Below are 17,825 nucleotides of genomic sequence, written 5' to 3'. Positions count from 1 at the left end.
CAAAAACGGGGAGGCGCTCACCGTCGGATGAGACGGACGACGCCCCAGACGGCGAGGGCGGTCGCGGCGACCGCCCCGGCCGCGATACCGGCAAGGCCGAGCGGGTTGTCCCGACGGAGCCGCTCGATCGTCTCGGCCGCGCGCTTGGGCACGTTCAGCTTGTACTCGATCGCCTCTACCGTGGCGGCGAGCTCGGCCCGCGCCCGGTCGACGTCGCTGCGGTCAGTTGTCATACTTCCCCAGTCCCTTCAGCGCGTCCGCGTCTTCCTTGATGCTGTCGATGGTCTGCGAGGGGGCGACACCGTCCATCTTCTTGAACGAGCGGATGCCGACCAGCGCCAGGATCACGGCGATCACGACCAGTGCGCCGAAGACGATGAGCGCGGCCGCCCAGGCGGGCAGCGCGACCGCGATGCCGAGGATGGCGGCGGCGACCAGCGTGCCGAACGCGAAGAACAGGAAGAAGGCGGCCCCGGCGAGGAGCCCTATGCCGACGCCGGCATACTTCGCCTTCTCGGCGAACTCGGCCTTGAGATGGTTCAGTTCGGCCTTCAGCAGCTCGACGATCAGCCGGGGAAGGTCGGAGATCAGCTGGACGAGAGGTCGGGCCTTCGCCCGTTCCGCGCGTGCGCGCTCCCCCGGTGTCCGCACCTGCTGCGGTCCGGACGCGCCGGCAGCGCCTGCGGCTCCCCGCTCACGGTCGGTCATCGGCGTCTCCCCTCGTCGCTTCCGTACAGTACCCCCGTCAGGACGACGTGTCGCTGCTGCCGTCTCCCGCGCGGATGGCGGCTTCGGCGGCGGGCGACGGATACGGCGCCCGGGACTCGCGGCGGCGGCGGTTCGCCTGCACGACGAGCTTCTTCACGGTGATATACGCGGTCTCGGGGAACTCGCCGACCTTCGCGGACACGAAGTCCTCCACCGCGTGCACCTGCTTCTGCACGCCCGGCGATTGCCACACCTGCGTGGCCGCGGCCTTGATCTGGTCGTACCGTTCGCGTCCGGCGCGGGCGCCGAGCACGTAGCCCACCGCCGCTCCGGCGACGAAGAGGAGTTTGCCGCGCATTCCGTCTCCTAAGTGTCGAGTCCCTGTTCGGTGGTTCCTGAGGCGTCCGCCTGGAGAGCGGCCGTCAGGGCCCTCCAGCGTAGACCTCGCGCGCGCTCGGCAGTCCGGCGCGCATCCGGGATGACGGAGGCGAGGCCCGTACCGGTCAGCCAGGACCCGGTGACCTCGAGACCCTCGACGCCGTCGACCTCGGTGCGGACCCGCTGGATGCGTTCCCGCTGCCCCACTGTCGCATACGGGAGGGCGTTCGTCCAGGGGGTTCGGGCGAATGCGGTCACGGAGGATTCCGCGATCGGAATATTGAGGAGCCGGGACGCGTCGGCGACCGCCAGAGCGCGCAGTCCGGCGTCGTCCAGGTCCCGCGTCTCCGCCGCGCGTCCGGCGCGTCCGTAGGAGAGCCGCACCACATGGCGGCCGGGTCCGGCGGCCTCCGCGACCCAGGCCCACTTCGCGCTGGAGTGGGTCATCGCCTTGGCACGAACATCCGTGCCGGGAACATCGGCGACGAGCACGCCCGTCCCGACCGGGGTGGTCGAGAGGCGGTCGTCGTCGATCACGAGGGTCACCAGCTCGACGCTGGAGGCGGCGGGCCAGTCCAGGCCCGCGAGGTCGGCGAGAGCGCCCGTGTCGCCCGGCGCCGTCTCGAGTGCGGGGAGGAGCCGCAGCGAGGCGTCGGCCGGAGCGGCGAGCACCACGACATCGGCCGGGAGTTCGTGGCCGTCAGTCGCGCGCACGACCCAGCGGGCCGGGCGGGACGCCTCCGCGTCCGGGACGGTCGCCGTCGCCTCGTCGCCCGCGAGCGACTCGGCCAGCACCGACTCGATGACAGCGCGCGCCGTCTCCTCGGCATCCGGCGCGCTCCACCGGTCGATGGCCGCGACCGCGGCGCCCGTGCGAACCGTCCCGCCGCGCGCCTCGACGTCTGCGGCGAGCGCCTCCGGCAGCCGCCACATCCCGCCGCGGATCCCCCCGACCGCGCTCCCCGCCTTCGACGCCGATCGCAGTTCGCCGACCGCGCCGGACAGCGAGCCCAGCCGGGTGAGCGCGGAGTTGAGCCCCGGGGCGACCACTTCGACATCCAGCTCGTCGGGTGCGGCCGAGTACACGCCGGTCGCGACCGGGGCCACGAGGAGGTCGAGCACTCTGCTTCCCATGCGCTTGCGGACGAGCGTGCCGAGGCGACGCTCCTTGCCGATCTTGAGCACCGGCATCAGGCGGTCGAGGTACGCGCGCAGAGCGCCCGGCCAGCCGATCGCCGCTACGACGTCCTTCGCCAGCGGCGAGCTCGGGATGCCGAGCAGCCCGGCCCTCGGGAGAGGAACCGAGCGGCTCCCGTGGCGCACCCAGGCACCGGAGGGGTTGGGCTGCACCACGTCGTCGTCGAGACCCAGGTCGCTGAGGAGCTCGGCGACGTGGCCGCCTCGGGTCGCGAAGCTCTCGGCACCCGCATCCAGCGTCATCCCGCCGAGGGGAAGCGGCGCGACACTACCGCCGACGCGGTCGGAGGCCTCGAGGAGGGTGACCTCGAACCCCGGACGGGCGCACTCGCGCGCGACGACCAGTCCGGCCATCCCACCGCCGACGACGACGATGCGCGTGGGCGGCGCTTCGACCGCGTGGCGGATCTCCTCGCCGATGTCGTCGCCCTCGCCGCTCACTCCGGTCGCCACCCGTGCACCAGCTCGACGACGCGCGTCAGAACAGTGGGGTCGGTCTCCGGCGGGACGCCGTGACCGAGGTTCAGGATGTGCGCGGGCGCCTCGCGGCCACGGTCGAGCACGTCGCGGACGTGTGCTTCGAGCACCGGCCACGGCGCGTCCAGCATCGCCGGGTCGACGTTGCCCTGCACTGGGACGACGTGCCCGAGACGGCGGCTGGCCTCGTCGAGCGGGATGCGGTAGTCGACGCCCACGGCATCCGCCCCGACCTCGTGCATCGCCTTGAGCAGCTCGCCGGTGCCGACGCCGAAGTGCACGAGCGGGACGTTCCGCACGACGTCGTCGAGCGCGGGCTCGGCGTCGCCGGCTGCCGCGGTGCGGGGAAGCTCGTACGCCAGGTCGCGGACGTGCGACAGCGCCCGGGCCGAGGCGGGGGCGACGTGGGTCACGTAGTCGTGGAGCGAGAGCGACCCCGCCCACGAGTCGAAGAGCTGGGCGGCGCTCGCGCCGGCGAGCACCTGGGCGCGGAGGAACGCGCCGGAGACGTCGGCCGTCCACTCCATCAGGCGGGCCCACGCCTCCGGGTCCGCGTGCATGAGCGTCCGCGCGCGGATGTGGTCCTTCGACGGACCGCCCTCGACGAGGTAGGCGGCCAGCGTGAACGGAGCGCCGGCGAAGCCGATCAGCGGGGTGCTGCCCAGCTCGGCAACCGTGAGGCGCACGGCCTCCTGGATCGGCGCGAATACGCTCTCGTCGAGCGACGCCGGATCGATCGCCGTCAGGCGCTCGACATCCGCCGTCGTGCGGACGGCCTGCGCGAACACCGGCCCCTTGCCCGGCACGATCTCCACATCCACTCCCGCGAGCTTCAGCGGGACGACGATGTCGCTGAAGAAGATGCCCGCGTCGACACCATGGCGCCGCACCGGCTGCAGGGTGATCTCGCTCGCCATCGCCGGGTCGAGGCAGGCGTCGAGCATCCGCGTCCCGACCCGCAGTTCGCGGTACTCGGGCAGAGAGCGCCCCGCCTGACGCATGAACCAGACCGGGGTCACCTCCTGGCGTTCGCCCTGGTACGCCCGGACGAGGGGGCTGGAGGCGGTGAGGCCGGAGGAGAGGGGATGGTCGGAGGCGAGGGTGGTCACTACACGATTGTGCCAGGGCTCTCCCGCGAGAACGCCCGGCTGAAGGGAACCTGGAGCCCGATTCGAGGTTGCTCCGACGCGAGCGTAGGCTTTCCTCCGTGCTTCTGTGCTTCTCGTCGAGTCACCGGACGGCGGACTTCGACCTCCTGGAACGGCTCGAGCGTCACGCTCCCGCCATCACCGCCGCACTCTCGGAGCACAGCGACATCGTCTCGGGCTCGGTCGTTCTCGCGACCTGCAACCGCTTCGAGGCCTACCTCGACATCGACGAGCCGCTCCCGGCAGCCCGCGCCGTCTCCACCGAGGCCGTGCTGGATGCGGTGAGCAGCGCCGCCGGAATCGACCCCGACCTGCTCCGCGGCGCGAGCGCGGTCTACAGCGACCACGCGGTCGCCGAGCATCTGTTCGCCGTCACCAGCGGCCTCGAGTCGGTCGTCGTCGGCGAGGGCGAGATCGCCGGTCAGGTGCGACGTGCACTGGAGTCGGCCCGCCGCGACGGATCGGTGACGAGCGAGCTGGAGCGCCTGTTCCAGGTCGCATCGCGCACCTCCCGCGGGGTGAAGAACCGCACCGGCATCATGACCGCCGGTCGCTCCCTCGTCCGCCTCGCCCTCGACCTCGCCGAGAGCCGGATCAGCGACTGGGCGCAGACGCGCGTGCTGCTCGTCGGCACCGGCAAGTATGCGGGCGCGAGCCTCGCCGCCCTCCGCGATCGCGGAGTGACCGACGTGCGGGTGTACTCGCCGTCGGGTCGCGCGGCCAAGTTCGCCCTCTCGCACGACATCGCACCCGTCGCCGCAGACGGCCTCGTCGACGCGCTGGCGGAGAGCGACCTCGTCGTCACCTGCTCGGCGGTCACCGACTACGTCCTCACCCGGCCCATCCTCGCCGAGGCCGTCGCCCTGCCGGGTGCGGTCGAGCGCCGCCTGGTGATCGACCTCGGCCTCCCCCGCAACGTCGACCCGACGGTCGCCGAGCTGCTCGGCGTCGAGCTGCTCGACCTCGAGACCATCAGCATCCACGCGCCGCTGACCGAGCTTCAGGCCGCGGACGACGCGCGCAGCATCGTGGACGCGGCCGCCGCCGAGTACCGCGCACGGACCGCCGAGCAGGAGGTCACCCCGGCGCTCGTCGCGCTGCGCAAGCACGTGTTCGACGTCCTCGACGCCGAGATCGAGCGCGCCAGGAACCGCGGCGACGGCAGCGAGCAGACCGAGGCGGCCCTGCGTCACCTGGCCGGCGTCCTGCTCCACACCCCGTCGGTCCGCGCGCGCGAGCTCGCCCGGCAGGGCGATGCGCAGTCCTTCATCGACGGCGCCGCCGCCGTCTTCGGCGTGGATGTGGACGCCGAGCGCGCCCACCCCCGCCTCACCGCTGTGGACGACGAGTCCGCGGCATCCTGAACCACAGCACCATCCCGCACCACAGAGCACGAGGAGCGACCGTGAGCGACGAAGAAGCCACCACGACCGCCGTCATCCCGCCGCACGGCGCGAGCGGCCTGCCCTACGCCGCCGAGCAGTTGCGCACCGAGCGCCTGCTGCTGCGCCCGCTGAACACGGGCGACCTGGAGGACGTGCACGCCTACCAGAAACTGAAGGACGTCGTCCGCTACCTCTACTGGGAGGTGCACGACCACGACGAGTCGGCGGAGCACCTGCGCAAGCGGATCGCCATGAACCGGCTGGCCGAGAACGGCGACGGCATCGTGTTCGCCGTGGAGCTGGCCGACGCCGAGGGCGGCCGCGGCCGCGTGATCGGCGACATCAGCCTCTTCCTGAAGAACGCGACCTGGGGCAAGTTCGAGATGGGCTGGGTCTTCCATCCGGCCGTCCACGGAGCCGGCTACGCGACCGAGGCGGCCCAGCGGGTGCTCGAACTCTGCTTCGACACCCTCGGCGCCCACCGGGTCTTCGCCCAGCTCGACGCCCGCAACGACACATCGGCCCGCCTGTGCGAGCGTCTCGGGATGCGCCAGGAGGCGCTCCTGCGCGAGACCGAGATCTTCAAGGGCGAGTGGTCGGACACCGCCGTCTACGCCATCCTCGAGCAGGAGTTCCGCTCGGCGCGCCAGTCGCTCGTGGAGTAGCCGCGGCTCCTCCACGGCATGCGGCTCGCTGTGGTAGTTTGGAACCAACATTCGGACCCACCCAGCCTTCGGGCTGGGTGGGTTCTTCGTTTGTATGGCGAGAGGTTGCATGTGAAGGACTGGATCGACCTGCGAGCACAGGTCCAGCGGCACGTCGATCGTGGGTTGATCCTGGGCGATGTGAGCGCGGAGGCCTTCGCCATGTTCCTGTACTCCAGCAATTACTACCGGGTGAGCGGCTACGCGCGTTCCTTCTACGAAGGAGACAGCGACCGCTACAGGGCGAACGTGCGGGCAGCGCAGGTGATGGAGGTCTATGACCTCGACCGAGCTGTCCGCAACAGCGTCCTGGATGGAATCTCAGTCGTCGAGCCCACCTTGCGAAGCAGGGTCGCCTATCATCTCACCCAGGCCATCGGCGGCGGTGACGCATACCTCGACCCGGCCCTCTACCTACCCGCAGTGCCGGAGGTCGACGTGTCGGATCCTGGTCACCGGCGGTGGCACAGCGAGGCCGGCAACCGAAATGCCGTCCTTCGGGACTTCAACGCTGTTCAGAATCGCGACGAGATCTTCATCCGGCACCACCTTGACCGGGGCGATCCCGTACCTCTGTGGGCGGCGATCGAGGTCGTCTCGATCGGCACCTTCTCGCGGTTGTTGCGCGCGCTCAGGGACAAATCCATCCTCGAGCCCGTTGCCAGATCGATCCACATCGAGGACGTCCCGAAGCTCCTCCAAGCGGTGCAGAACATCGCTTTCCTGAGGAACATCGCGGCCCATCACGGACGACTGTGGAACAGGCGGATCAATGGCCATGTGACGTTGCCTGCCATCGCATTGAAGGTGAAACGGGAGTATCTGGCTCCAAAGACCCCGGCCGCTGCCCTGACCCTGCTTGCGGGGATGGTCGACCAGATCGAGAGCGGAAACAGCTACTCCACTCAGCTCCTCGACCTCGTCCACTCGGTACCGGGCCTGGAGCAGGGCTACTACAGACCCACGCTGTGAGCGACGCCCGGGTGCGCTTCCTCAGTAGGATGGACGGGTCCCCCACACACCCGCACCGCACAGGGAGCACCATGGCCGCACCGTCGAGACTGGATTCCGTCATCACGCTGGCTCAGCACCGTGGATTCATCTTCCCCTCCGGAGAGATCTACGGCGGAACCCGGTCGGCGTGGGACTACGGTCCCCTCGGCGTGGAGCTGAAGGAGAACATCAAGCGCGAGTGGTGGAACTCCTTCGTGCGCGGCCGCGGCGACATGGTGGGCCTCGACTCGGCCATCATCCTGCCGACCGCCGTGTGGGAAGCCTCCGGTCACGTCCAGGTGTTCAGCGACCCGCTGACCGAATCGCTGATCACCCATAAGCGCTACCGCGCCGACCACCTGTTCGAGGCGTACGAGGCCGAGCACGGCCACCAGCCGGCGAACGGCCTCGACGACATCCCGGACCCGGATCACCCGGACAAGGTCGGCCAGTGGACGCCGATCCGGCAGTTCTCGGGCCTCATGAAGACCTACCTCGGCGTCGTCGACGACGAGTCCGGCCTGCACTACATGCGCCCGGAGACGGCGCAGGGCATCTTCACCGACTTCGCCTCGGTGCTGCAGACCTCGCGCAAGAAGCCGCCGTTCGGCATCGGCCAGATCGGCAAGGCGTTCCGCAACGAGATCACGCCGGGCAACTTCATCTTCCGCACCCGCGAGTTCGAGCAGATGGAGATCGAGTACTTCGTCGAGCCGGGCACGGACGAGGAGTGGTTCGAGACCTGGATCGACCTCGCCTGGGAGTGGTTCACCGATCTGGGCATCAAGCCGGACAACATCCGCCGGTTCGAGCACCCTAAGGAGTCGCTGGCGCACTACTCGAAGCGGACCATCGACATCGAGTACCGGTTCGAGTTCGTCGGCAGCGAGTGGGGCGAGCTCATGGGTGTCGCCAACCGCACCGACTTCGACCTGAAGACGCACATCGAGCACTCCGGCAAAGACCTGAGCTACTTCGACCAGAACAAGAACGAGCGCTACGTGCCGTTCGTGATCGAGCCGTCGTTCGGCCTGACGCGCGCGCTCATGGCGTTCCTGGTCGACGCGTACGACGAGGAGCAGGTGCCAAACGCCAAGGGCGGCACCGACAAGCGCACGGTGCTGCGCCTCGACCCGCGCCTTGCGCCGGTCAAGGTCGCCGTGCTGCCGCTCTCGCGCAACGAGGCACTGTCCCCGCTCGCCCGCGGTCTCGCCGACCGGCTGCGCAAGCGCCGCAACGTCGACTTCGACGACTCGGGCGCGATCGGACGCCGGTACCGCCGGCAGGACGAGATCGGAACGCCGCTCGCCGTCACGGTCGACTTCGACTCGCTCGAGGACGACGCCGTGACGGTCCGCGACCGCGACACGATGCAGCAGGAGCGCATCCCGCTCGAGGGACTCGACCGCTACCTGGCCGAACGACTCCGCGAGATCTGACCCGCGCGGGCTCCGACATCCTCTAGCCTGTCCTCGGACCGAGCCCAGTGTGACGGAGGCCCGAATGAGCGACGCAGACACCGACCGGACGACGTCGACGCCCCCGAGCTCCCCCGCGCCCGAGGGCTCGGCCGAGGCGGCTTCCGAGCAGCGCGGCGACGGCTTCGGGCGGATGCTGACCCGCTACGGGCGCATCGCTCCGGCCAGCATCGCGCTGGCGGTGGTGGTGCTCGCGACGTCCATCGTCACGGGGACGCTGTGGAGCGCCGCGAACGTCGGCGGCGACGCGCTCGTCTGGGCGGCCGGCGTCACCACGACCATCCGGGCCGGCTTCTGGTGGACCCCGTTCACGGCGCTCTTCGTGCCGGAGGACCTCGCGCAGACGATCATCGCGGTCGTGCTCGCCCTCACGGTGATGGCCGCGGCCGAGCGGCTGATCGGCACCGCCCGCACCGTCCTTGCGTTCCTGATCACCGGGGTGCTCGGCATCACCCTCGGTGTGCTGCTGCAGTGGGGCGCCGCGAACGTCGGCGAGCTGTGGGCGACCGCCACCGAGTTCGATTTCACACTCGACCCGACGGTCGGCATCGTCGGCACGCTGATCACGGCGAGCGCGTTCGCCAGCGCGCTGTGGCGCAGGCGCATCCGGCTGCTCACCTTCGCGGTCGTGCTCGTCTTCGTGCTCTACAACGGCGACCAGAACAACGTCTACCGGCTCATCGCGGCCCTGCTCGGTCTCGGCTTGGGAGTCCTGCTCCGTCGCGGCGGCCTCCGGCGGCTGCACCGCAGCTCGCACGCCGAGACGCGCACGCTGGTCGCCGCCATCATCGCCATCACGGCGTTCGGTCCGCTGCTCGCCCTGCTCCCTCCCGGTGGGTTCGGCCCGCTCTCGTTCGTCGCCGCGCTGTTCGAGCGCCCCGAGGTGGATGTCGCCGCGGTCATGGCGCGCTGCGACGTCTCGTACACGAGCAACTGCCGCAGTCAGCTGCTCATGGTGTCGGTGCAGGGCCCGGGTCCGCTGCTGCTCTCGATCCTGCCGTTGGCCCTGCTGCTCCTCACGGCCATCGGCCTGCGCCGCGGCCGCCGGTTCGCCCTGATCCTCGGCATCGCGGTCAACGCGGCGATGCTGCTGCTGCCGTTCACCGCGCTCGGCGGCGACGTCGACTTGGATGTGCAGAGCATCGACGCTCTCGCTCCCGCCCTCGAGGTGCTGCTGTGGCTGCTGGCCGCCCTGCTGGTTCCGATCGCGTCGATCGCGCTGCTGATCGCCACCCGACGGCAGTTCCAGATCCGGTCGCCGCGCGAGGCCGCCGTCCGCTTCGCGATCATCGTGTTCTGCACCTTCGCGCTCCTTGCGCTGGCCTACCTGATCGCCGGGCTCGCCTCCCTCACCGAGTTCGTGCCGGACGCCACGGTCGCCGACGTGTTCTCCTCGGCGCTGCGCCGCTTCGTCCCGGCCGGCTTCCTGTCGCTGCTCGGAACCCCGATCGTGCCGACATCCCCGATCGTGGTCGTGCTGTACCACTGGGTCGGGCCGGTGTTCTGGATCGTGTTCATCTTCGCCACGCTGCAGCTGTACCGCGCGACGTTCACCGGCCGCACCGTGGCCGACGAGGAGCACTTCCGGTCGCTGCTGCGCCAGGGCGGTGGCGGAACGCTCGGCTTCATGGGCACCTGGCCGGGCAACGTCTACTGGTTCAGCTCCGACGGCGAGTCCGCGATCGCCTACCGGGTCATCAACGGGATCGCGATCACCCTCTCCGACCCGGTGTGCCGACCGGAGCGTGCGGAGCGGACCATCGCCGAGTTCGTCCAGTTCTGCGACGCCAACAGCTGGACGCCGGTCTTCTACAGCATCCACGGCGAGTACCTCCCGGTCTTCGACGCTCTCGGCTGGCCGACGATGTCCGTCGGCGAGGAGACGCTGATGCACCCGCAGACCTTCGACCTCGTGGGCAAGCCATGGCAGAAGGTGCGGCAGGCGCACAACCGCGGCGTCAAGGCGCGCATATCGACGCTCTGGACGACCTGGGACGACCTCTCCCCGCTCATCCAGACGCAGATCACGGCCGTCAGCGAGCAGTGGGTCTCCGAGAAGGAGCTGCCCGAGATGGGATTCACCCTCGGCGGCATCGACGAGCTCAAGGATCCGGACGTCCGGCTGTACCTGGCCTTCGACCCCGACGGCGGGCTCCAGGCCGTCACCAGCTGGCTGCCGAGCTGGCGCGACGGCCGGGTGGTCGGCTACACGATCGACTTCATGCGGCGTGCGGACGGCTCGATGTCGGGGATCATGGAGTTCGTCATCGCCTCGGCCGCCCAGCACATGCGCGACGAGGGCATCGAGGTGCTGAGCCTGTCGGGCGCACCGCTCGCCACGAAACCGCTCGACGACGGGGATGCGGACGAGCCGACGGCGATGGACCGGCTGCTCGCGTTCCTCGCCCGGACGCTCGAGCCCGCCTACGGGTTCGCCTCCCTGTTCTCGTTCAAGAGCAAGTTCAACCCCACCTACGAGACCATCTACATGGCATACCCGGACGCGGTCGCGCTCCCGGCGATCGGCAACGCGATCGGCAAGGCGTACCTGCCGGACGCCAACGCGCGTGAGTACGTCGCCCTCGCGCGTACCCTCATCCGGTAACGTCTCCGGCCCACCTCGGAGCGCCTCCCCGGGGTACGGTGACCGCATGACCGCCACGACGCGCACCGCCATGATCATCGGCGGCACCGGACAGATCGGCTCCGCGGCCGCCCGGCGCCTCGCGCTCGACGGCTGGTCGGTGCTGCTCGCACACCGCGGACCGCACCGCGGCGACACCGACCTCGCCGACCTGGATGTCACGAGCATCCGGCTGGACCGCGACGACACCGACGCGCTGCTCGACCGCGCGCGCGGCCACGACCTCGTGCTCGACACCGTCGCGTACGAGCCGCGGCACGCCGACCAGCTCGCGCAGCTGGCCGGAGACGTCGGGTCGCTCGTCGTGATCTCGACGGGCTCGGTGTACGTCGGCGCCGACGGCGGGTACCTGGATGTGGTGACCGGGCCGGACGACTTCCCGCGCTATCCCGTCCCGCTGCGGGAGAGCGACCCGACCGTCGACAACGACAAGCGGACGTACTCGCCGCTCAAGGCCGCGATGGAGCGTCGGCTGCTCGCCGTCGACGACCTGCCGGTCAGCATCCTGCGCCCTGGCGCCATCCAGGGGCCGTTCAGCCCCGCGCTCCGCGAGTGGTACTTCATCAAGCGCGCCCTCGACGGCCGGAAGCGGATCGTGCTCTCCGACGACGGGACCAACCGGTTCAGCACCTCATCGACGGTGAACATCGCAGAACTCGTCGCCCTGTGCGCCGCGCAGCCCGGCAGGCGCGTGCTCAACGCGGTGGACCGGGACGACCTCAGCGTCGCGGAGATCGCGCGGATCATCTTCCGGGCACTCGATCACGACGTGGAGATCGTCGCGTTCCCCGGGCCCCCGATCGATGGCGTCGGCAGCACGCCGTGGACGGTCGCGCATCCTCTGCTGCTGAGCATGACGGCGGCGACCGTCGAGCTCGGCTACCGGCAGTCGGTGACCTACGCCGAAGCGGTGGAGTCCACGATCGACTGGACCGTGCGCGAAGTGCTCGCCGCGGAGCGTCGGCAGGAGACGTGGGAGGCGGTGTTCCCGAACCTCGTCGAGCGGGCGCGGACCGACCGGTGGTTCGACTACGCCGCCGAGGACGCGTTCGTCGCCGCGCGCTGATCCTCCGCCTGCTGGTCCGACGCCTCCTGCTGCGCTGCCTCCTGCTCCGACCTGCGCCGGATCCTCCGCGCGATCAGCAGCCAGGTGACCCCGCTGGCCACGACGAACACGAGGTCGAACAGCAGGATGGCGCCCCCGCGCGCCGCCGCCGGCCACGGCACGTTCTGTGACAGCCATGCGGCTCCGTTGAACATCCCATGGGCCGCCGCGACACCGAGGTACGCCAGCACGACACCGAACGTCACCCGGAAGCGGCCGTTGCGCGTCGCACCGAACACGGCCGCGGCGAGGAGGGCGGTGAACACCGGGTGAAGGAACGGGCCGGTGAGCTCCCTCCCGATCGCCGTCCCGACGAACACGCCGAAGCCGAGCGGCGAGTGCTGCCCGCGGGCGAACGCCTCCTGCAGGTAGCTGAGGTTCTCGATGACGCTGAACCCCAGCCCGACGGCACCGCCGACGAACAGCCCGATCCGGGCGTTCTTGACCGGCAGCCGGAGGGCCAGAAGGATCGCCGCGGTCACCTTGACCAGCTCCTCCACCACGCCGGCGAGCACCAGAGGCAGCCCGCTCGGGTGCGACGACGTCCCGCCGCTCAACACATTGATCAGGGTGTTGATCGGGGCCGCGACGAGCGTCGCGGCCAGGCCACCGACGCCCGCGATGATGGCGAGGCGCGACGCGGACAGCCCGTCAGCGGGCTTCAGGCGGTAGGCCATCGTGTAGAGGATGGCCGCTGCCACCGTCGCCGCGCCCGTCACCAGGAGGAATGGAGAGAGCACCGCCGGTCCGTCATCGTCCGCGTGCGGTGCGATGGCGTTGAACAAGAAGCTGAAGCCGAACAGCCAGAGCCAGATGAAGACGCTGGAGCCGGCGAAGATCCACCCGCCGAACCGGCCGATCCACTTGTGCGGCGGCTTGGGCTTCTTCGCGGGTTGGACGGGCTGCGCCTGAACGGGATACGTGTAGGCGGTCCACTCCGCCCCGCTCCACCAGCGCAGCGAGCGCGCGTCGTACGGGTCGCCGTACCAGCCGGGAGGCGGGGTCCACGCGGGCGCGGTCTGGCCGGCGGAACTCTGGCCGGCGGAGCTGTCGGACGGTGCGATGGTCACCGGGCAAGCATACGAATTCCGCGCCCGCGGCACGCCTCCCCGTCCGGGCGACACGGCGAGCCTGCGACGACGCGCCGGGCCGCCCTGACATCCTGGATGCTGAACACCAGGAGGAAACACCATGCGCTTCACCACCCCGCGCGAGAAGACGATCGTAATCGTCGTCCTCCTCGCGGTGACCCTGGTGTTCGTGCTGCTGTTCGACGCCCTCCACTCGGAGCCCGCATCCATCGTCCTGACCGTGTTGCAGACGCTCGGGTGGTACCTCGTCACGCGGGTGTTCCGCGGCCCGGGTGAGCCGGTGGCCGCCGCGCGACCCTGGTGGCGCATGACCAACCGGCCGCTGCTGAGCGGTGTGCTCGCTGCCGGCTACGGGCTGCTCGCCATCGTCAACATCGTGCTGTCGTTCGCCGGATTCGGCAGCCTGTCCGGAACCGTGTCGATCCTCGCCGAGCTCGCGCTGGCCTCGCTCTTCGCGCTCTCGTACCTCCGGCTCAGCTCGGTGGCCCGCGCCACCGCCTGACCCGTAGGCTGGGCGCATGACGCTCGACTCCGGCATCCGCACCGACGAACTCGACCCGGCCGTCCGTCCGCAGGACGACCTCTTCCGGCACGTGAACGGGAAGTGGCTCGAGGCCACCGAGATCCCGGCCGACAAGGCGCGCTGGGGCTCGTTCATGATCCTCGCCGAGGAGTCGGAGACCGCCGTCCACGAGATCGTCGAGAAGGCGCAGAACGCGCCGGAGGGCACCGAGGAGCGAAAGTTCGGCGACCTCTACACGAGCTTCATGGACGAGGAGCGCATCGACGCTCTCGGCGTGGAGGCGATCCGCGACGAGCTGACCTTCGCGGAGGGCGTCGACAGCATCCCGAGCCTGCTTCAGACCATCGCGAAGCTGGAGCGTCGCGGCCTCGGCGGGTTCTACCAGCTGTTCGTCGACAACGACCCGGGCGACCCGGGGCGCTACCTCGTCTTCCTCGAGCAGGCGGGCATCTCGCTGCCGGACGAGTCGTACTTCCGCGAAGAGCGCTTCGCGCCCGTCCGCGAGGCCTTCGTCGCGCACATCCAGAAGATGTTCGAGCTCGCCGGCTACGACGACGCCCCCGAGCGGGCCCAGCGCGTGTTCGACCTCGAGACCGCGATCGCCGGCAAGCACTGGGACAACGTCGCCTCCCGCGACTCGGAGAAGACCTACAACCTCTACGACTGGGCCGACGCCAAGGCCGTGTTCACCGGCGGAGCCGCCTCCGGACAGGCCGCCGACCTCGACGTCTGGGCGGAGGCGCTGGACGCCCCGCAGGGAGCGCTGGCCGAGGTGGTCCTCCGCCAGCCGTCGTTCACCGCCGGGCTGGCGGAGCTCCTCACCGACGACCGCCTCGAGTCGTGGCGCGACTGGCTGACCTGGCAGGTCATCCACGGCGCCGCCCCCTACCTGTCGGGCGACTTCGTCGAGGCGAACTTCGACTTCTACGGCCGCACGCTGACCGGAACCCCGCAGATGCGCGTGCGCTGGAAGCGCGGCGTCTCGCTGGTCGAGGGCGCGATGGGCGAAGCGGTCGGCCGCATCTACGTCGAGCACCACTTCCCGCCCGCAGCCAAGCAGCAGATGGACGAGCTGGTGGCCAACCTGATCGAGGCGTACCGCCAGAGCATCCGCACCCTCGACTGGATGGGCGAGGAGACCAAGGAGCGCGCCCTCGACAAGCTCGAGAAGTTCACGCCCAAGATCGGCTACCCGGTGAAGTGGCGGGACTACTCGCGACTCGAGATCGACCCGACGAACCTCGTCGGCAACGTGCGCGCCGCCGCGCTGTTCGAGTTCGAGCGCGAGCTGGGCAAGATCGGCTCGCCGATCGACCGCGACGAGTGGTTCATGACCCCGCAGACGATCAACGCGTACTACAACCCCGGCTTCAACGAGATCGTGTTCCCCGCGGCCATCCTGCAGTTCCCGTTCTTCGACGCCGACAGGGATGCTGCCGCCAACTACGGCGCCATCGGAGCGGTCATCGGGCACGAGATCGGTCACGGTTTCGACGACCAGGGCTCCAAGTTCGACGGCGACGGACGCCTCGAGGACTGGTGGACCGAGGCGGACCGCGCGGCCTTCGAGGAGCGCACGGCCAGCCTGATCGAGCAGTACAACGCGCTCGCCCCGGCCCAGGTGCCCGAGCACCACGTGAACGGCGCCCTCACCATCGGAGAGAACATCGGCGACCTCGGCGGCCTCGGCATCGCCTGGAAGGCCTACCTGCTCTCGCTGAACGGCGAAGAGCCTCCCGTCATCGACGGGCTCACGGGCGCCGAGCGGTTCTTCCTGTCGTGGGCGCAGGCCTGGCAGCAGAAGGGCCGCGATGAGGAGGTCATCCGCCTGTTGGCGATCGACCCGCACGCGCCGAACGAGTTCCGCTGCAACCAGATCGTCCGCAACATCGACGCCTTCTACGACACCTTCCAGGTCGGCGACGGCGACCGGCTCTGGCTTCCGCCGGCCGAGCGCGTCACCATCTGGTGAGCCGACGACCGTCGAGACGTGCCGCTCCATGACCCCCGATCACGGGGTAACATCGTCCCTGTCGTCGCCGCGGGCACCCCTGCGGCCCCGACCGCGGGGCCGGTGCACGGTCGCCGCAGTTCCGGTACACCGCACTCGGAAGAAAGACCCAGCGACACAGTGACGATCCAGGCGCAAGAGTCCTCACGGAGGGCCCGGCAGGCAGCCACCCGCCGCGGCCGTCACCGCGCGCCGGGATCGACCGAGACCTTCAGCCGGGGATTCGACGCCCTCGGTCGGCTCGCCGTCTCGGGGGTGCAGGTCTCGGCGAGGGCGACGGATCTGTCCACCGGCGCCGTGCTGTTCTCGGTCGACGATCACGTCGTCATGCCGACCGCGAGCATCGGCAAGGTGCTGCTGCTGGTCGAGGTGGCGGCACGCCTGCAGTCCGGTCAGCTCAGTCCGCTGGCGCACCTCGACCGCGACACCCGCGACATCGCCGGCGAGTCCGGCATCTGGCAGCACCTTCACGTCCCGTCCCTCCCGGTCGCCGACCTGGCCGCCCTCGTCGGTGCGACCAGCGACAACCTCGCCACGAACGTGCTCCTCCGTCGGGTTGGTCTCGAGGCGGTCAGCGCCCGCACCGAGTCGCTCGGGCTGACGCGCACGGCCCTCCTCGACCTGGTGCGCGACCACCGCGGCCCGGACGACGCCCCGCAGCTCTCCGTCGGCAGCGCGAACGAGCTGACCTGGCTGTTCTCGGCGCTGGCCCGCGGCGAGATCGTCAACCCGGCCACCAGCCAGCGGGTCATCTCGTGGCTGTCTCTCAACAGCGACTTCTCGCTCGTCTCCAGTGCGTTCGGCCTCGACCCGCACTCGCACCGCCACCCGGAGCACGGCATCCTGCTGGTCAACAAGACGGGGACGGATGAGGGCGTGCGCAGCGAGGTCGGCGTGCTCCGCGGCCCGCGCGCCGGGGTCACCTACGCCGTCTCGACCTACTTCGACGACACGAGCCTGCCCGAGCGCCTTGCGGTCATCGAGGGGATGCGCGCGGTCGGCCTCGACCTGCTGGAGTACGTGTTCTGAGTCGCCGCCCGGCTCACGCCGACGTCGAGGGCTCGATGACGAGCGACCCGGTGCCGAACTCGAGCACCAGTTCGCCCTCGGCCGAGAAGCGCGCGACGAAGACCGTCTCCCCGCGCAGGTCCGCCAGAGCCTGGCGGTGGCCCGGCTGGCCCGCTCGAAGGATGGACGGGCCACGGACGACCGTCGGGAGCCGATCCACCGTCATCACCTGCGTCAGGTCGCCCTCGAAGACCAGCTGCGGGACCTCGCCGCGGTAGCGGACCGTGTCGAACGTCGTGCCGGTCAGGGCGTCGATGCGGGCGGTCGCCCTGGCCACGGTGTCGGCCGCCTCGGCAGCCGAGCGGCGACGACGAACGACCACGACGACGAAGGCCGCGACGGCTGCGGCGCACAGGCCCACCGTCGCCATCCCGAGGTCGGCTACCGGTGGCACGCGAACAGCATAACGGCGCGGCTCCGACCGAGTGCGGTCACTGCTGGCGGGCGCTCCGCACCTGCTCCCACTCGGCGATCATCCCGGGAAGCCGACCCTGGATGAAGCGGTAGAACCCGGCCATGTCGCGCAGTCGCTCGGTCGCCGGCGAATCCGGGTCTCCGACCGCCGCGAGGCCCGCTTCCGCCTGGTCGGCGAGCACACCGTAGATGGGGCTGTTGCGCACCATGAGGGCGTACCAGTCGCTCGGGATCTCGTACCGGTCGCGCCGGCTCCCCGTCTGCGAGAGACGCCGGATGATGCCCAGCGTCTGCAGATAGCGGACGGCTCCCGAGATGGCCGCCGGGCTCACCTCGAGACGCTCGGCGAGCTCGGCGGCCGTCAGCCCGGGCGTCTCCGTCACGGTCAGGGCCATCAGCACGCGCGCCGGCATCTTCGGGAACCCGGCGGCCGTCAGTACGGCAGCGGAGTGCTCCATCACCTCGGCGAGCGCCGCCTCGTCCTGGGCCATGGGCACCGTC

Annotated in this window: 17 protein-coding genes; 9 read left to right on the top strand and 8 right to left on the bottom strand. The window is 70.2% G+C overall.

What is annotated here, in order from left to right:
• Positions 1-17: 17 nt before the first annotated feature.
• The 5 genes from ABIC47_RS10635 to hemE are packed head-to-tail and all read right to left on the bottom strand — an operon-like array spanning position 18 to position 3,869.
• Positions 18-233: a DUF3618 domain-containing protein gene (locus tag ABIC47_RS10635; protein ID WP_018189165.1), complete on the bottom strand. Its 216-nt coding sequence runs from the start codon at positions 231-233 to the stop codon at positions 18-20.
• Entirely contained in the window at positions 223-708 is a 486-nt protein-coding gene (locus tag ABIC47_RS10630; protein WP_018189164.1) for a phage holin family protein, read from the bottom strand. The genes ABIC47_RS10635 and ABIC47_RS10630 overlap by 11 nt, the downstream gene beginning before the upstream one ends.
• A gap of 37 nt (positions 709-745) precedes the next feature.
• Positions 746-1,066, bottom strand: coding sequence for a hypothetical protein (locus tag ABIC47_RS10625; RefSeq protein WP_354480228.1), 321 nt, complete (start codon positions 1,064-1,066; stop codon positions 746-748).
• An 8-nt stretch (positions 1,067-1,074) separates the two neighbouring features.
• Positions 1,075-2,736 (bottom strand): protoporphyrinogen oxidase, encoded by a 1,662-nt coding sequence (gene hemG / locus ABIC47_RS10620; RefSeq protein ID WP_354480226.1) that lies wholly within the window; start codon positions 2,734-2,736, stop codon positions 1,075-1,077.
• The gene (gene hemE / locus ABIC47_RS10615; protein WP_354480224.1) at positions 2,721-3,869 is read right to left on the bottom strand and encodes a uroporphyrinogen decarboxylase; all 1,149 of its coding nucleotides are present in this window, start codon (positions 3,867-3,869) and stop codon (positions 2,721-2,723) included. Before hemE ends, hemG begins: the two co-directional genes overlap by 16 nt.
• A gap of 98 nt (positions 3,870-3,967) precedes the next feature.
• Between hemE and ABIC47_RS10610 the strand changes: the two genes are divergently transcribed.
• The 6 genes from ABIC47_RS10610 (at position 3,968) to ABIC47_RS10585 (ending at position 12,178) form a co-directional block, all read left to right on the top strand.
• Positions 3,968-5,272 carry a glutamyl-tRNA reductase gene (locus tag ABIC47_RS10610; protein ID WP_354480221.1) on the top strand — a complete coding sequence of 435 codons (1,305 nt, stop codon included), beginning with the start codon at positions 3,968-3,970 and terminating at the stop codon, positions 5,270-5,272.
• A gap of 41 nt (positions 5,273-5,313) precedes the next feature.
• Complete coding sequence (locus ABIC47_RS10605) at positions 5,314-5,958, top strand: GNAT family N-acetyltransferase (protein ID WP_354480218.1); 645 nt, start codon at positions 5,314-5,316, stop codon at positions 5,956-5,958.
• 111 nt (positions 5,959-6,069) lie between these two features.
• The gene (locus ABIC47_RS10600) at positions 6,070-6,969 is read left to right on the top strand and encodes an Abi family protein (RefSeq protein ID WP_354480215.1); all 900 of its coding nucleotides are present in this window, start codon (positions 6,070-6,072) and stop codon (positions 6,967-6,969) included.
• A 71-nt stretch (positions 6,970-7,040) separates the two neighbouring features.
• The gene (locus ABIC47_RS10595) at positions 7,041-8,429 is read left to right on the top strand and encodes a glycine--tRNA ligase (RefSeq protein WP_354480212.1); all 1,389 of its coding nucleotides are present in this window, start codon (positions 7,041-7,043) and stop codon (positions 8,427-8,429) included.
• Positions 8,430-8,493: 64 nt separating this feature from the next.
• Positions 8,494-11,073, top strand: coding sequence for a bifunctional lysylphosphatidylglycerol flippase/synthetase MprF (locus ABIC47_RS10590; protein WP_354480209.1), 2,580 nt, complete (start codon positions 8,494-8,496; stop codon positions 11,071-11,073).
• Positions 11,074-11,119: 46 nt separating this feature from the next.
• Complete coding sequence (locus ABIC47_RS10585) at positions 11,120-12,178, top strand: NAD-dependent epimerase/dehydratase family protein (RefSeq protein WP_354480206.1); 1,059 nt, start codon at positions 11,120-11,122, stop codon at positions 12,176-12,178.
• Here the strand turns inward: ABIC47_RS10585 and ABIC47_RS10580 are convergent.
• Positions 12,142-13,287 (bottom strand): PrsW family glutamic-type intramembrane protease, encoded by a 1,146-nt coding sequence (locus ABIC47_RS10580; RefSeq protein WP_354480203.1) that lies wholly within the window; start codon positions 13,285-13,287, stop codon positions 12,142-12,144. The two genes, ABIC47_RS10585 and ABIC47_RS10580, sit on opposite strands and share 37 nt — an antisense overlap.
• A gap of 121 nt (positions 13,288-13,408) precedes the next feature.
• On the opposite strand from ABIC47_RS10580, the gene ABIC47_RS10575 reads away from it, so the two are divergent.
• From ABIC47_RS10575 to ABIC47_RS10565, 3 genes are all read left to right on the top strand, one after another.
• A complete protein-coding gene (locus ABIC47_RS10575; protein ID WP_354480200.1) occupies positions 13,409-13,810 on the top strand; it encodes a hypothetical protein in 402 nt (133 codons plus the stop codon).
• Between the two features lie 16 nt (positions 13,811-13,826).
• Positions 13,827-15,803: a M13 family metallopeptidase gene (locus tag ABIC47_RS10570; RefSeq protein ID WP_354480198.1), complete on the top strand. Its 1,977-nt coding sequence runs from the start codon at positions 13,827-13,829 to the stop codon at positions 15,801-15,803.
• 159 nt (positions 15,804-15,962) lie between these two features.
• Positions 15,963-16,871 carry a serine hydrolase gene (locus tag ABIC47_RS10565; RefSeq protein WP_020076096.1) on the top strand — a complete coding sequence of 303 codons (909 nt, stop codon included), beginning with the start codon at positions 15,963-15,965 and terminating at the stop codon, positions 16,869-16,871.
• Positions 16,872-16,884: 13 nt separating this feature from the next.
• Here the strand turns inward: ABIC47_RS10565 and ABIC47_RS10560 are convergent, their stop codons facing one another.
• Positions 16,885-17,304, bottom strand: a complete 420-nt coding sequence (locus ABIC47_RS10560; RefSeq protein ID WP_354480195.1) for a hypothetical protein — start codon at positions 17,302-17,304, stop codon at positions 16,885-16,887.
• A 37-nt stretch (positions 17,305-17,341) separates the two neighbouring features.
• A complete protein-coding gene (locus ABIC47_RS10555; RefSeq protein WP_018189148.1) occupies positions 17,342-17,815 on the bottom strand; it encodes a GbsR/MarR family transcriptional regulator in 474 nt (157 codons plus the stop codon).
• Positions 17,816-17,825: the final 10 nt, after the last annotated feature.

This window comes from Leifsonia sp. 563 (genome assembly GCF_040545055.1).
Taxonomy (GTDB): Bacteria; Actinomycetota; Actinomycetes; order Actinomycetales; family Microbacteriaceae; genus Leifsonia.
The sequence above is the reverse complement of the archived record's forward strand: the minus strand, read 5'-3'. Positions and strand labels throughout refer to the sequence as shown.

Bases quoted from the DNA above. Each gene is read 5' to 3' on its own strand.
- ABIC47_RS10635 (WP_018189165.1), bottom strand. From the start codon at position 233: ATGACAACTGACCGCAGCGACGTCGACCGGGCGCGGGCCGAGCTCGCC.
- ABIC47_RS10630 (WP_018189164.1), bottom strand. From the start codon at position 708: ATGACCGACCGTGAGCGGGGAGCCGCAGGCGCTGCCGGCGCGTCCGGA.
- ABIC47_RS10625 (WP_354480228.1), bottom strand. From the start codon at position 1,066: ATGCGCGGCAAACTCCTCTTCGTCGCCGGAGCGGCGGTGGGCTACGTG.
- ABIC47_RS10595 (WP_354480212.1), top strand. From the start codon at position 7,041: ATGGCCGCACCGTCGAGACTGGATTCCGTCATCACGCTGGCTCAGCAC.
- ABIC47_RS10590 (WP_354480209.1), top strand. From the start codon at position 8,494: ATGAGCGACGCAGACACCGACCGGACGACGTCGACGCCCCCGAGCTCC.
- ABIC47_RS10585 (WP_354480206.1), top strand. From the start codon at position 11,120: ATGACCGCCACGACGCGCACCGCCATGATCATCGGCGGCACCGGACAG.
- ABIC47_RS10575 (WP_354480200.1), top strand. From the start codon at position 13,409: ATGCGCTTCACCACCCCGCGCGAGAAGACGATCGTAATCGTCGTCCTC.
- ABIC47_RS10570 (WP_354480198.1), top strand. From the start codon at position 13,827: ATGACGCTCGACTCCGGCATCCGCACCGACGAACTCGACCCGGCCGTC.
- ABIC47_RS10555 (WP_018189148.1), bottom strand. From the start codon at position 17,815: ATGGCCCAGGACGAGGCGGCGCTCGCCGAGGTGATGGAGCACTCCGCT.